At 70.7% G+C, this 14021-nt stretch carries 11 protein-coding genes and 3 pseudogenes; 6 read left to right on the forward strand and 8 right to left on the reverse strand.

Translation table 11 applies throughout. The annotated features are described in order from the left end of the window. The first annotated feature begins 13 nt into the window (after positions 1 to 13). Positions 14 to 205 carry a hypothetical protein gene (locus ACIP67_RS30820; protein WP_401696178.1) on the forward strand — a complete coding sequence of 64 codons (192 nt, stop codon included), beginning with the start codon at positions 14 to 16 and terminating at the stop codon, positions 203 to 205. A gap of 114 nt (positions 206 to 319) precedes the next feature. On the opposite strand, the pseudogene ACIP67_RS30825 reads toward ACIP67_RS30820, so the two are convergent. After that, positions 320 to 802, reverse strand: a pseudogene (locus ACIP67_RS30825) (substrate-binding domain-containing protein); the annotation flags it as partial. Between ACIP67_RS30825 and ACIP67_RS30830 the strand changes: the two are divergent. The 3 genes and pseudogenes from ACIP67_RS30830 to ACIP67_RS30840 form a co-directional block, all read left to right on the forward strand. Beyond that, positions 799 to 2178: pseudogene (locus tag ACIP67_RS30830) on the forward strand (amylo-alpha-1,6-glucosidase); the annotation flags it as partial. The pseudogenes ACIP67_RS30825 and ACIP67_RS30830 overlap by 4 nt on opposite strands. Positions 2179 to 2306: 128 nt before the next feature. Further along, positions 2307 to 2747 carry an Ig domain-containing protein gene (locus ACIP67_RS30835; RefSeq protein ID WP_401696179.1) on the forward strand — a complete coding sequence of 147 codons (441 nt, stop codon included), beginning with the start codon at positions 2307 to 2309 and terminating at the stop codon, positions 2745 to 2747. Between the two features lie 22 nt (positions 2748 to 2769). Further along, positions 2770 to 4471 (forward strand): annotated as a pseudogene (locus tag ACIP67_RS30840) (alginate lyase family protein); the annotation flags it as partial. 193 nt (positions 4472 to 4664) lie between these two features. Here the strand turns inward: ACIP67_RS30840 and ACIP67_RS30845 are convergent. The 7 genes from ACIP67_RS30845 to ACIP67_RS30875 all read right to left on the reverse strand — a co-directional run bounded on the left by ACIP67_RS30845 (position 4665) and on the right by ACIP67_RS30875 (position 11343). Continuing rightward, complete coding sequence (locus ACIP67_RS30845) at positions 4665 to 5672, reverse strand: MBL fold metallo-hydrolase (RefSeq protein WP_401696180.1); 1008 nt, start codon at positions 5670 to 5672, stop codon at positions 4665 to 4667. Between the two features lie 209 nt (positions 5673 to 5881). Continuing rightward, a complete protein-coding gene (locus tag ACIP67_RS30850) occupies positions 5882 to 6265 on the reverse strand; it encodes a hypothetical protein (protein ID WP_401696181.1) in 384 nt (127 codons plus the stop codon). A 274-nt stretch (positions 6266 to 6539) separates the two neighbouring features. Further along, positions 6540 to 7277, reverse strand: a complete 738-nt coding sequence (locus ACIP67_RS30855) for a hypothetical protein (protein ID WP_401696183.1) — start codon at positions 7275 to 7277, stop codon at positions 6540 to 6542. 400 nt (positions 7278 to 7677) lie between these two features. Next, on the reverse strand, positions 7678 to 8883 hold the full coding sequence (locus tag ACIP67_RS30860) for an ABC transporter permease (protein WP_401696184.1): 1206 nt from the start codon (positions 8881 to 8883) through the stop codon (positions 7678 to 7680). Further along, positions 8880 to 9644, reverse strand: a complete 765-nt coding sequence (locus ACIP67_RS30865) for an ABC transporter ATP-binding protein (RefSeq protein WP_401696185.1) — start codon at positions 9642 to 9644, stop codon at positions 8880 to 8882. Before ACIP67_RS30865 ends, ACIP67_RS30860 begins: the two co-directional genes overlap by 4 nt. Continuing rightward, positions 9641 to 10777, reverse strand: coding sequence for an efflux RND transporter periplasmic adaptor subunit (locus ACIP67_RS30870; protein ID WP_401696186.1), 1137 nt, complete (start codon positions 10775 to 10777; stop codon positions 9641 to 9643). The genes ACIP67_RS30865 and ACIP67_RS30870 overlap by 4 nt, the downstream gene beginning before the upstream one ends. Before the next feature lie 26 nt (positions 10778 to 10803). Beyond that, positions 10804 to 11343, reverse strand: a complete 540-nt coding sequence (locus ACIP67_RS30875; RefSeq protein ID WP_401696187.1) for a hypothetical protein — start codon at positions 11341 to 11343, stop codon at positions 10804 to 10806. 486 nt (positions 11344 to 11829) lie between these two features. On the opposite strand from ACIP67_RS30875, the gene ACIP67_RS30880 reads away from it, so the two are divergent. Together ACIP67_RS30880 and ACIP67_RS30885 are read left to right on the forward strand one after the other, a co-directional pair. Next, positions 11830 to 12483, forward strand: coding sequence for a response regulator transcription factor (locus tag ACIP67_RS30880; RefSeq protein WP_401696188.1), 654 nt, complete (start codon positions 11830 to 11832; stop codon positions 12481 to 12483). A gap of 8 nt (positions 12484 to 12491) precedes the next feature. Further along, positions 12492 to 13745, forward strand: a complete 1254-nt coding sequence (locus ACIP67_RS30885) for an ATP-binding protein (protein ID WP_401696189.1) — start codon at positions 12492 to 12494, stop codon at positions 13743 to 13745. The last annotated feature ends 276 nt before the right edge of the window (positions 13746 to 14021 follow it).

The following is a 14021-nucleotide window of genomic DNA, read 5'->3' on the forward strand; positions in this document are numbered from 1 at the left end:
CACCACACACCTGGTGCAGCTCCTCCACTCCGGGGACTGCGATGCCCTGAGTCTCGGCCTGCCTGAGATCGCGCGCCGTGCCCGGGCCGGTCCGCACAGCCACGTGCGTGCCTTCGATGCCGCAGCCGACGAGTTGATCGACTACGGCCCCGAAGAACGGGCTGCCGCGCTGGCCGCAATCGGTGCGTTCCTCTGCTGCGGATGAGTGGGTGGCGAGGCAGGGAGGGGGAATTCGGGCATGCCGAACAGCGCCGACGGGTCGTGTGCACCGTGTGCGGCGGCGGTGACGGTCGGGTGAGGGAGCGGGCGGGCTCCTGGGTCAGGCGCCGGCGTTCGCGGGCACGGTCCCCGCGGGCCCCGTACTGGCCCGCAGGGAGATAGGCGGCGTGAGGATGTGGTGCCGGGGCGGGGTGTCAGGGCGGTTCAGCCGGTCCACCAGCAGCTCCACGGCGAGCCGGCCCATCTCGGCGGCCGGTACGTCTGCCGCGGTGAGCTGCGGGGTCACCGTCTCAGCCCAGCGGCCGGCCACCACTCCGGTGACCGAGAAATCCCGCGGCACATGAAGACCCGCCCGGGCCAGTCCTCGATAGAGGCCGCCCAAGGCGGCCTCGTTCAACGTGACCAGCGCCGTGGCGGCGGGGTCGTCGCGCAGGATCTGCTCCACGCACGCCTGGCCGGAGGCCGCGTCGTCCCCGCAGCAGTACGTCCGCACGGTCAGCCCGCGTTCGGCGGCGGCCTTGGTGAAGCCGTCCAGTCCGCGGTGCGCGGATTCGTACCCGGCCCGAAGGAGTTGCTCAGGCCGAGGCGTACGTGTTCACCTCCTACGAGACAGGACGGCGCTACCGGATCACCGTGCTGTCCGGCACCGTGGCCGAGACCACCGGCGCACAGACGCTGGGCAGCGCCGAGCGCGGGGTCACGGTCACCGCCGGCACCACCGGGGCCTGGGAGATCGCGGTCGAGGAGTACGAGACCGCACGCCGTCCCTACCGCCGCGCGGTGGCCTTCGAGCCGCTCGTCGAAGCCGCACGGACCGCCTTCGCGGCCTTCACCGACGCGGTCGCGCCATGGCGCTCGCCCGCGAGCCCCGCCGCGGACCTCGCCGCGTACGTGCTGTGGTCCGCGACCGTCCGGCCGAAGGGGTTCGTGACCCGGCCCGCGGTCCTCATGTCCAAGCACTGGATGGACAAGGTCTGGAGCTGGGACCACTGTTTCAACGCCCTCGCCCTCGCCCCGGGCCATCCCCGGCTCGCCTGGGACCAGTTCTTCCTGCCCTTCGACCATCAGGACGAGAGCGGTGCGCTGCCGGACTCGGTCACGCACTCCGAAGTACTGCACAACTTCGTCAAACCACCGATCCACGGCTGGGCCTTCGGGCACCTGCGCCGACGGCTCCCCGCACCGTTTGGAAGGGCGCAGCTCGATGAGGCGTACGACAGGCTCACCCGCTGGACGGAGTTCTGGCTCACGGCACGACGCGCGCCCGGTGCGGCCCTGCCGCATTACCACCATGGCAACGACAGCGGCTGGGACAACGCCACCACCTTCGACTCCGGGCGGGTCGTCGTGACCGCGGACCTGGCCGCCTTCCTCGTCCTGCAACTGCGTGAACTCGCCGGCCTGGCGGATGAGCTGGGGCGGACGGAAGAGGCCCGCCGGTGGCGGTACACCGCGGACTCGATGCAGGCGGCGATGCTCGACGAACTGTGGGCCGACGGCTCGTTCGCCGCCCGCTCGCCCGCGGCCGGCACCGCCCGGACCGGCACCAGCCTCCTGGACCTGATGCCCATCGCGCTCGGCGAGCACCTGCCCGACGAGATCAGCACCGCACTCGCGGAACGGCTCACGGCACACCTGACCCCGCACGGCCTGGCCACCGAACAACCCACTTCGCGGCATTACGTCCCGGACGGCTACTGGCGCGGACCGATCTGGGCACCGTCCACCGTCCTCGTCGAGGACGGTCTGCGGCGCGCCGGCCGGCACGGTCTCGCGGACGACGTCGGCGCCCGGTTCCGCGCCCTGTGCGAAGCATCCGGCTCCGCGGAGAACTTCGACGCCCTCACCGGCGAGGGGCTGCGCGACCGTGCATACACCTGGACCGCCAGCGGTTATCTGCTCCTCGCCGAAGCCCACGAACTGAGGCGAACGCGATCGACCGGGTCCGACGGCGTCTGACGGGAACCGGCCCCGGCGGTCGTCGCGGGGACCGGCGCAGGTGTGCGGGTGCCCGCCCTTCCCCAGCAGGTCGGAGGAGCCCTATCAAGAACCTGTCCTACAACGGCACTCACGCCAACCCGTCGATCATGGTTGGCTACGACGCGGACCACGCGATCAAGAACGTGACCTTCCAGAACCTGGTCATCAACGGCAAGGCCATAGCCAACGGGATGAGGAAGCCCGGCTGGTACCGGTTCGAGGACATGATGCCGGCGTACGCCAACGAGCACGTGGTGAACACCCGGTTCCTGAACTCCACCGAGGCCACCTCCACGGACCAGCCGACGATCACCAGCCCCGCGCAGGCCACCGCCACCAGGAACCAGGTCTTCACCTACCTGATCACGGCCGACGATCTACCCGTCTCCTTCGCCGCGGAGGGGCTGCCGAAGGGGCTGTCGATCGACCCGGCCACCGGCCTGATCTCCGGCAAGGTCCGTCAACAGCGTGGGAACCGCCACGCAGACCGTCACCTTCACCGTCAAGCACGCATGACCGGGCACATCCGGCACCCGCAGAACCCGTAGAACCCGTAGAACCCGTAGAACAATGGAGTCACCCGTGCTTCCTCTCAGCCGACGGAACTTCCTCGGCGCGGCGGGCCTCGTCGCCGCGGCCGGCGGCGGACTGCCGTCCGTCTCCGCCGCGGCGGCCTGGGCCCAGGACACCGACCTCGCGTCCCGCGCCTTCACCCACCCCGGACTGCTGCACAGCGCCGCCGACCTCGCCCGGACGAAGGCCGCGGTCGCCGCCCAGGAAACCCCCATCCACGACGGTTACCTGGTGTTCTCCGCCCACGCCCGCTCGAAGTCGACGTACCCGGTCCAGAACACCGGGCAGATCACCTCCTGGGGCCGCGGCCCCACCAACTTCATGAACCAGGCCGTCGCGGACTCGGCCGCCGCCTACCAGAACGCCCTCATGTGGGCCGTCACCGGCAACCGGGCGCACGCGGACAAGGCCCGGGACATCCCCAACGCCTGGTCGGCCTCGCTGACCATGGTCACCGGTGCCGACGGCCCGCTCGGCGCGGGACTTCAGGCCTTCAAGCTCGTCAACGCCGCCGAACTGCTGCGCCACACCGGCTACGACGGCTGGAACGCGGGGGACATCGCCCGCTGCGAGGCGTCCTTCCTCGATGTCTGGTATCCGGCGATCTCCGGCTACATGCTCTACGCCGACGGCAACTGGGACCTGGCGGCCATTCAGTCCGTCCTCGCCATCGGCGTGTTCTGCGAGGAGCCCACCCTCTTCGAGGACGCCCTGCGGTTCGTGGCCGCCGGTGCCGGCAACGGCAGTGTCCGCAACCGGGTCGTCAGCGACGACGGCCAGGGGCAGGAGTCCGGCCGCGACCAGGGCCACGAGCAGCTCGCCGCCGGCCTGATGGGCGACGCCGCCCAGGTCGCCTGGAACCAGGGCGTCGACTTGTGGGGCTTCGCCGGCCACCGCATCCTCGCCGACGCCGAGTACGCGGCGCGGTACAACCTCGGCGGCGACGTCCCCTTCACCCCGACCTCGACCGCACCGGCAAGTACATCAAGACGACCGTCTCCGACGGCCCGCGGCACACTGCCGACGATCTACGAGATGTACTACGCCCACTACGCGGTGTCCGTGGCCTCGACACCTCGTACACCAAGGCGGCCGTCTTCCGCGGCACCGAAGGCGCCCGCGTCGTCGAGGGCGGCAACGACGACCTGCCGGGCTTCGGCACCTTCGCCTACGCGTGCACCGAGGCCCGTCGCCGACCGTGCCGACGGCACCGGCGGGAGTCACCGCGGCGCGCGACGGCAAGAGCGTCACGGTGTCCTGGCTGCCCTCCGCGTGGGCGACGACGTACACCGTCCGCCGGGCGACCCGCCCCGAGGGACCGTACGAGGAGATCGCGGCGGCCGTCGAGGGGGCGACCTGCACAGACGCCGACGCGCAGGGCGGGCGAACCTACTACTACACCGCAACCGCCGCCAACTCCCAGGGATGTAGCGCCGATTCGGGTCTCGCCGCAGCCTCCGCCGAACTGCCCGAACCGTGGTCCACGCGGGACGTCGGTGACGTGAGAGTCCCCCCTGGCGGCGCCGCCTTCGACGGTGAGCGGTTCGTGCTGGAGGCGTCCGGCACCGCCGACGCCTACCGGATCGCCCACCTGCCGCTGCCGGGGGACGGCAGCTCACCGGTCTCCTCGACGCTGCACTCACACATCGATGCATCTCCCCTAGCTTGCTCGAGCTTGCTTGTCGGTGGCTTGCCCGTCGGTCTGATACAGGCGGAGGCTCCACCTCCCTCGCCCGCCGGCGGGGCCGCGCGGAGCACGGCGGCTTATGGTCCCGCTTCGCCGCCGTGCGTGTCCGCCACGTTCCACACAGACCTGATGGAGTCCTACTGGCCGATCACGGTCAGAGGGCGAGTCAGGCTCATCAGCAGAACCACCAATCACATGATCACTGTCAGAGGGTGATGACGTCCAGGTCCGAGGGGGCGATGATCGAGCCCCGGTAGCCGATCGCGTCGGCTGCCGCCTGTGCCTTCGCGGCGAACACCGAGGGGGCCTGCGGGATCGGCGTGTAGTGGCAGAAGACGAGTCGCTGCGCACCGGCGGCCTTCGCCACAGCGGGCAGGTCCGACACGTCGGAGTGGGCCTGGATCATGTGGGTGCGCAGTTCCTCGGCCTGGGCCTGCGGCAGCGAGGCGGTGATCTTGTCGATGAGAGAGGTGTCCATCGCCTCGTGCACGAGGACATCGCTGTTGCGCGCGAGGCGGATGAGGTTGGCGTCGGGGGCGGCGGTGTCACCGGAGAAGACGACGGTCTTGCCGCTCGCCTTGATGGTGAAGCGGTAGGCGTAGGCGTCCTTCACCTCCGAGCCGTGGAAGACACGGGTCGCGTCCACGATGACGTTGTCGTCCTCCATGATCCGGACGATCGCGGAGGAGCCCGCCACCTTCACGTCGTGTGCACGCAGGGTGGGGTAGTCGGCGAAGCCGCCGCCGGCTTCGTAGAGCCGCACGTCCTGGCCGAACATGGTCTGCAGTCCCGTGACCTTCTGCTTGGTGCCGGGCGGCCCCCACAGGGTGAGTCCTGCGAGGGCGCTGCGCGCGTAGGTCCAGCCGTGCAGGACCAGGTCGGGGAGGCCGGAGGTGTGGTCGACGTGCTGGTGGGTGAGGAACAGGTGCTTGACGTTCGCGAAGCCCAGGCCCGACGCCACCAGCTGCCGGGCCGTGTCGAGTCCGCAGTCCACGAGGTAGACGCTGCCGCCGGCCACCAGGGCCAGGGCGGGCTTGGCGTGTCCGGCGTTGATGGCGGGCCCGCCGTCGACGCCGAGCATGACGAGCCGGTCGGCGCCGGAGTCGGCGGTTGCCGCCGTTTGGGCCGCGGCGGGCGCCGCCGCCCACAGACCGGACGCCGTCAGGCCGCCGGCCACCACCAGGCCCGTCTGCACGAGTCGGCGCCTGGACACCGTTGACGCGTCGGCTCCGGTGCTCGTGCCGTCGGGTGACGTTTCGGACGGCGCGGTGTGGCGGGACGGGTCATTGCACATGTCGGCTCTTCTTCCTTGGGCCGTCTTCGACGGCGGGGACGATGCGGGGGCGGTCGGTCCCGGGCAGGGCGCGGCGAGAGCCCTCGGCTGGGCAGGGGGCGGCTCCGCCGGTCGCGGACACCACCGCTTCAACGGGCGGGGGCTTCCGGCGGCGCTGTGAGGGACTGCCCGTCAGTACGAAGGATCTCGGCGGCTCCGCTTTTCCCGCCCCGGTTCATTTTGCGTTGGAATGCCAGGAGACCGAGGAATCCTGCGAGGAATCCGCTGATCAGTCCGGAGACGGCGTGATTGGCCGCGTTGGCTGCTGGGCTGGAGGGCAGGCCGACGACGATGTAGTTGGCCAGTGCGCTCATGACCGCACCTATGACGCCTCCGATCAGGCCACTGGTCAGCGCAGCGGATGTCGGCCTCGTCCGGTGCCCGGCACGCAGGTGCGCGGCGTCGGCGCAGGGCGCGGGTTCGGAGCGTGGCGGCTCGAAGGCGGAGGCAGACGTTTCGTCGGGCGGGATCATCGTTGATTCCTTGGGTGTGCGGGTGTATCTCGGAGCCGGGCCGCGCCACCGTCGCCGTGGCGGCGCGGCTGCCGAGGCCACCGTCCGGGGGTGGGCATGGTGACCGAACGCTCAACGGTGGGCTTCCGGCAGCGCCGGACGCTCGCGTGCGGTCAGGCTGATGTCGAACCACGGCAGACAACCGTTGCGGGAGCCGCCACGGTGGGTGGTGGCTACGGCGGCGGCAGGGGGTGGTGCGCCGCGTGTGCTCCCGGCCCTTCGGCGGGCTGCAATGTCAGCAAGACTGACATGGCTTTCGGTGCTTCGACAAGATGTGCGGCGAACGAAGTCCCAGTTTCTGCGCTCGCACGGCGGCCCGCACGGGGCCGGGTGGCGTACCGCGTGCTGACCTGGTGGCTGCTGGCAGGGCTGCGCCGCGAACGACGTCCGCCTGCGCCTGGGCGCCTCCGGTGATCGTCGGTGGGACGGGCCCCAGGCGTTGTGTGCGCAGGACCGCACCCGCCGCCTCCGCAGGCCGCGCCGGCGCATCCCGTCCACCCAGGAGGACTCCGGACCCGCGACGTACGTCACCACCCGGTGCCCGAGCGCGGGCAGGTGGTCCACGGTCAGGCGCGCGCCGTGCAGGTTGTCGGTGACGATGCTCGACACGTCGGTGATGTCCCGGTTGAGTACGACCGTGGGCCCTCTGTTCGGCGACCATCCGGATCGCCGAGTCCGACATCCGGGTGCCGGCCGGCGCGATGCCTTCGACGCTCAGTAGCGCTCGTTCGATGTTCTTGCGCTCGATCCGGTCGTCCTCCTGGGCGTCGATGAGCAGGATCGTGTTGTCCGCCTCGGCGACTGCGGCTTCCGCCCCGCGGATGATCTCGGCGTAGGAGGGGTTGGTGACGTCGGAGGTCACCAGTGCCGGCATCGAGGTGCGGCCGGTGGGCAGCGCACGGGCCAGACAGTTGGTGCGGTAGCCCATTTCGGCCGCGACGGCACGTATCCGTTCGGCTGTCTCGGCGTTCACACGGCCGGGGCGGGAGAACGCCCGGGAGACTACGAGGAGCGCAAGCTGCGGCCGGCTGCTCAACGGCGGCCGTTCGCTGCTGGCCTACGCCGGATCCGGTGGGTGACCAGCCGAGGCACACCGCGTCGGCCAGGAAGAACACCGGCAGGCCCTGCAGCGCCTCAGCCCCGGCTCGTTCCTCCCCCCTGACCCGGCGACCGCCGCCGACGAATCCGCCGAGCCTGGGCGAGACCGAGCCTCGCCCAGTTGTCCTGGGTCTCCGCGACCTCACGACGGACGATCTCGATGGTGCGGCCGCCGTTCCACCCTAGCCACTCGCCCACCGTCTGGTCCGCGCTCCACAGCGTCAGCGCCGTGCCGTCCCAGCCGTACGCACGGCAGTAGCCGATCCGGTGCAGTACTAGGCCGTACGCAGCGCCTCGGTGGGTTGCATGCGGGCCGCGCGGAGGGCGGGGAGCAGACCGGCGACCGCGCCGATGACGACCGCCGCAATGAGTCCGCCGCCCCAGGCGAGCGGTGGAACGACCGTGGTCCAGCCCTTGATCTGGGCGTAGACGATCGTGGACGCGGCGCCGAGTGCGACGCCTGCCAGGCCGCCCAGGGCGGACAGCAGCACCGCCTCGGACAGGAACTGCAGGCGGATATGTCCCTTGGTGGCGCCGAGGGCTCGCCGTAGTCCGATCTCCGAGCGGCGTTCGAGGACGGAGATGACCATGGTGTTGGCCACTCCGATCCCGCCGACGAGCAGGGCGACGGCACCGAGGCCCAGGAAGAGGCCGTTGAGCGCGGACTCGGCGGCGGCGCGCGCTTCGAGCGCGGCGGAGGGCTGAGTGACGCTGACCTCGCCGGGAGCTGTCGGGTTGGTCGTCGCGGCCAGCAGCTTCTGGACGTCGGCGACGTGGTCGGTCGCGGCCCGTACATAGATCGTGGTCGGGTAGCCGTCGAAGTTCAGCCACTTGCGGGCGGCCTGGTAGCCCACCAGTACCGAGGAGTTGATCTCGGGCGTGAGTGCCGCCGGCTCAAGGATGCCCACGACGTAGAACCACTGTCCGCCGACCCGGATCCGCGTACCGGGGTGGACCCGGGAGAAGCCGAGCCGGCTGGCGGCGGCCGAGCCGAGGACGGCCACGGGCTGCTCGGAGGTGGCGGCGTTGAGATACCGGCCCTCGGCAATGCCGGTGCGCACCGCCTCGGGCAGCTCGAGGCTGGCCGCGGTGACGGTGAGCGCGTTGGTGTTGACGGCCGGGATGTCCTGGTTGCGGTATGCCTGAGCCTCGGTCGCCCCGGTGCTCTGCACCATCTCGACCTCGTCCAGCCGGTCGATCATCGAGGGGGCCTTGGTCGGAAGCTTGGCGTCCTCGCCGCTCAGTGTCTGGCCCGGCGTCACCTTGAGCAGGTTGGTACCGAGTTTGTCGATCTCGGACAGCAGGCCCGCCTGGGAGGAGGAGGACAGTCCGAGCACCGCCACCATGGCCGCCACGCCGATGGCGATGCCCAGCGCCGACAACGCGGCCCGCATCCGCCGGGTACGCAGTCCCACGCCGGCCGTGCGGGCGAGGTCGCTGGGGTGCATCCGGACGGCGGGACGAGGCGTGGCCGTAGTCATGACAGTCCCTTCTCGGAGGAGGCGAGACCGTCCGGCTCGCTGATGTCGGAGACGATGCGACCGTCGAGCACCTCGATACGGCGTGGCAACTGCGTGGCCAGTCCGCGGTCGTGGGTGATCACGACGATGGTGGCTCCTTCGGTGTTCAGTTCTTTGATCAGCTTGAAGATCGCGGCACCGTTGACGCTGTCGAGGTTGCCGGTGGGCTCGTCGGCCAGCACGATCGCCGGGTTGCCGGCGAGGGCTCGGGCGATCGCGACCCGCTGCCGTTCACCGCCGGACAGCTGGGTCGGGCGGTGGTCGATCCGGTGTCCGAGTCCGACGCGCTCCAGCGCCCGGGCCGCGGCCTTCATCCGGTCCTTGTGGCGGACGCCCGAGTAGAGCAGTCCGTCGGCGACGTTCTCCAGGGCGGTGGCGTGCTGCGCCAGGAAGAACTGTTGGAACACGAAGCCGATCCGGGTGGCCCGCATCACCGCCAGGGCCCGGTCCGGCATGTCGGCGACGTTCTGGCCAACGATGCGGACGGTTCCCGACGAGGGCCGGTCGAGGCTTCCCATCACCTGCAGGAGCGTCGACTTGCCGGAGCCCGACGGGCCCACGATGGCCACCAGTTCGCCCCGGTGAATGGTGAAGGTGGCCTTGTTCAGCGCCACCACCGGTGTCGCTCCGGGATAGACCTTGGTGACCTCGCTCAGTTGCATGACCGGTTCACCGCTGTGCCGGCCGGACGTCACCCTTGTGTCCGTATATGCCTCTGTCATGAGCCCGGCACCACGACCTTCTGCCCGGCACTCAGACCGCTGCCCGAGACTTCGACGGTGCCGGCGCTGTCGTCGAACAGCCCGGTCTTCACCGGGACCAGGCGGTGCACGCCCTCGCCGTCGACGACCTCGACGGCGTAGCCGCCGCCGGCCCGGGCCAGCAGCGCCTCCACCGGGACCGACAGCACGTCCTCGGTGGTGTCGCTGACGATGGCCACCTGCACCGGCGCCTGGTCGAGCTCGCCGGTCTCCTCTGGCCTCAGTGGCTTGATCTTGACCTCGACGGTGATGTTGTTCTCGTCCTTCGTGGCCACCTTGCCCACCGAGGACACCGTGCCCGCGGTGGTCTTTCCGTTGGGCAGGGTGATGGTCACCTCGTCGCCGACGGCCACCTGTGACTGCCGGGAGGCGTTGAGGGCGACGGTGACCTGCCGGCCGGTCGAGGACGCGGACAGGACGGCCTGTCCCGGCACCGCCCTGCCTCCTCGCACGCCGTCCACCTTGGTGACCCTGATCTCATCGGTGGAGAGGAACACCGCGTCGCCCAGGGCCAGTCTGCCGGTCTCCTCCAGCCCCAGGTCGTCCTGGAGCTCCATCAGGGCCCAGCGGGTCTGCCGGCTGAAGTAGTCCGAGTCGGGGTCGATCTCGGACTTCTCGGCGTATCCGAGAGCGACGAGCGCGGCGTTCAGCTGCCGGACGTCGGCTCCTTCCAGGCCGCGCGATAGTTCGCGGTAGAGCGGGACGGAGCCCTTCAGCAGGAACACCGGCTTTCCGTCCACCCGGTACAGCACGTCGCCCTGACGGATGACCTCGCCCACGGACGGCAGATGCGTGAGCGTGCCGCTGCTGTTGCCGACGACGTCGTACGAGCCCGAGTAGCCCAGCGTTCCGTTCTCCTGGGTGCGCTCGGAGAGGCTGCCCCGGACGACCTCGGCGAGCGAGGTCGACGTCTCGGTGTCCGCGATGGCGGTGTTGTCCTGGGCCCGCCCCTCGAAGGGGTCCGTGACGGCCACCGCGGTCGCGCCGCCCGCCGCGATCAACGCCACGGTGACCGCGGCGATCCGGCCCCGGCGGATCCGGCGCGGGCGCCGCCGCCGCTGCTCTTCCCCGACCTCGGGGGGCTCCGCCCTCATCTCCGGCACGGGAACCCGCGTCGCGGTCAATTCGACCCTCCGCCCTGCTTGTTGGGAACCTGGTTCTGCATGCCCTGGGGCTGGTACTTCGCGCACTTCTCGGCTGCCTTCTTGAACGCGGACGAGTCGGGGTCGACACCGGAACCCTGGCCGATGACGCTGCCCTTGCCGTTGGGGTCGGGGTCCGGGAACTTCGGCACGCCGTTCTCCCGCATGCACTCGGCGTACTTGACCTGGTCCTCGGAGGACCAGCCGCTGTTGCCGCCCGAGCCGGCCGACCCCGTGTCCGGCCGGTACTCGGCACACGCCTTGTCGGCCTTCTTGTAGGCGTCGGAGTTCGGGTCGACTCCGGCCGGCACCACGAGTCCGCCGTTGGAGTCCGGGTCCGGGAAGTCGGAGATCCCGTTCTTCCGCATGCACTTCGCATAGGCCACCAGGTCGCCTTCCCCGCTGCTGGCGGAGGAGAAGGACGCCGAGGCTTCGTCGTCACCGCCGGAACAAGCACCGGCGAAGACGGCGACGGCCGCCAGCAGTACGGCCATGGTGGTGCCGCGGCGTCGCTTCACGGCACGGACCGGATTCCGGTCCGCGGGACGGCTGTCGATCACGGGGATTCACCCTTCACTGGTCATGCGGTACTGGTCATGTGATGCCGGCAGGGCCATGTCTACGGGTGAGGTGGTTTCGGCAGGGTTTCGCTGCACGCGGAGACCGGAGACGTTCGCCGGACGGGCGTCGAAAGGCCGCCAGGTGTTCCTCCCGTACGGCCGCGCGTGCGGGCGTACCGGGACCGTGGACCGGACGAGCCGCATCGTCCGGCTCTCCCTCTCCCTACTGACGCCGAACGCCCCTCGGACGACCGCGCGCATCCGCCGGGGCGCAGCCGCGGAGAGTGACTGGCGCACTGCCTTGGGCTGGGCGGCGCCCCGGTGCGGGCCCGTACGGGGCCCGGGACGTCGTGCGCGACGAAACTTTGTGGAAACCGGCGGAGAGGGAAGATCCTTGCTGCAGTGTCGGGGTGCGGGGCGAGTATGCGGAGAGCGAGGCACAGGGTGCGGGTACTCGTGATCGAGGACGACGAGGAGATGGCGCAGACGGTCGCGATCGGTCTGCGGCGGGCGCAGATGGCCGTGGACGTGGCTTTCGACGGTCAGGACGGACTGGCGCGGGCGCTGCTCAGCGACTACGACGTGGTCGTGCTCGACCGGGACCTGCCCCGGATGCACGGAGACGACGTGTGCGCGGAACTGATTGCGGCGGGATGCCGCTGCCGGACGCTGATGCTGACCGCCGCGGCCAGCGCCGACGATCTCGTCGACGGGCTGAGCCTGGGAGCAGACGACTACTTGCCCAAGCCCTTCGACTTCCCCGTGCTCGTCGCGCGGATCCGGGCGCTGGGACGGCGCGCGCATCCCGCCGTGCCGCCGGTGCTGCGGCACGGGGACCTCGTGGTCGACACGGCGCGGCGCCGGGCGGGCCGCGGGGAGCGGCCGCTGGAGCTGTCGCCCAAGGAGTTCGGGGTCCTGGAGTCGCTGCTGACCGCCGAGGGGCGGGTCGTGTCAGCCGAGGAACTGCTCGAACGCGTCTGGGACGAAGCAGCCGACCCCTTCACCAGCGCGGTGAAGATCACAGTCAGCAGGCTGCGGGCCAAGCTCGGTGATCCGCCGGTCATCGAGACCGTGCCCAAGCGCGGCTACCGGATCTGAGGACGCCCATGTCGCTGTTGTCCGCCCGGCTCACCCGCCGCATCGTCCGTCCGCGGCTGCCGCGCCGTTCCCTGCGCCTCCGGCTGACCCTTGTCTACAGCGGCCTGTTCCTGCTCTCGGGGGCCGCGCTGCTGACGGTGACCTGGTTCCTGCTGGGGGACGCCATCAGCGGATCGCTGGCCAAGGACATCATCCCCGCTCCCGGGTCCCCGACCGCGGAGGCGTCCGCCCACCCCCCGCCGGGTACACCGCCCGGCGGGCAGCGGCAGGTGAAGGTGCTCTCCGAGCAACAGCGGCAGACGCTGCTGCGTCAGAAGTCCGCCGTCATGGACCAGTTGGTGGTCCAGTCCTGCACCGCGCTCGGACTCATGCTCGTGCTCTCGATCGTCCTCGGCTGGGTGGTCGCCGGCCGGATCCTGCGTCCGGTGCGCATGATCACGTCGGCGGCGAGGGAGATCTCCGCGACGAACCTGCACCGCAGACTGGATCTCGACGGCCCGGCCGACGAACTCAAGGAACTCGGCGACACCTTCGACAGCCTCCTCGGCCGACTGGAAGCGTCCTTCCAGGCACAGCGCCGTTTCGTCGCCAACGCCTCCCACGAGTTGCGCACCCCCCTGGCGCGGCAGCGGACCCTCGGACAGGTCGCACTGGGCGACCCGAACGCGACCGTGGACTCGCTGCGGTCGGCGCACCAGCGGATCCTCGCCGGCGGCGTGCAACAGGAACGGCTCATCGAGGCCCTGCTCACCCTCGCGCGCAGCCAGGGAGGCATCGACGTACGAGAGCCGCTCGACCTGACGCGGCTGGCCGGGGAGGCAGTGGACCCGCGCCGGGCCGAGGCACGGGACCGGCAGGTGACGTTCCACCTGGCGACCGGTCCGGCGCTCGCCCTGGGCCACCGCAGCCTCGCCGAACGGCTGGTGGTGAACCTGGTGGACAACGCGCTGCGCTACAACGTGCCCGGCGGCCGGGTCGAGGTGGCCACCGGCACGGACGGCGACAAGGCGACGATCACCGTGTCCAACACCGGTCCGGCGGTTCCGCAGGAAGAGGTGGAGCGGCTGTTCCAGCCCTTCCAACGGCTGGAGGACACCCGTGCCGCGCGACGCGAGGGGCTGGGGCTCGGCCTGTCGATCGTGCGGGCCGTCGCAGAGGCCCACGACGCCGCGATCGACACACGGGTACGAGCGGGCGGCGGCCTGCGTGTCACGGTCGCGTTCCCCGCAGCAGCCCACAGTACCGGAACGCGAAGCGCTTGATCTCCTGCACCACATGGTGCACCCATGGTGGGACACGACACGACCCCAGGAGCGCGATGCTGATCGTCAGCGCCCGGGGTGAGCATGGCCCGGGTCCGGGGTGCGGGTTGCGGGGGTCAGGGAGCAGTCGGGATGGCTTCGTACCGGCGGACGCGTACGTCGCCCTCGCGGGCATACACGCCGGCGACGCGACCGGTGAACGACTCGGTGGTCTCGAAGCAACCGCCCGTCAAGCTCGACGAGCGCGACGCGGCCGGCGGACGTCTCGGCCGAGAG

This window comes from Streptomyces sp. NPDC088812 (genome assembly GCF_044750285.1).
Lineage (GTDB): Bacteria > Actinomycetota > Actinomycetes > Streptomycetales > Streptomycetaceae > Streptomyces.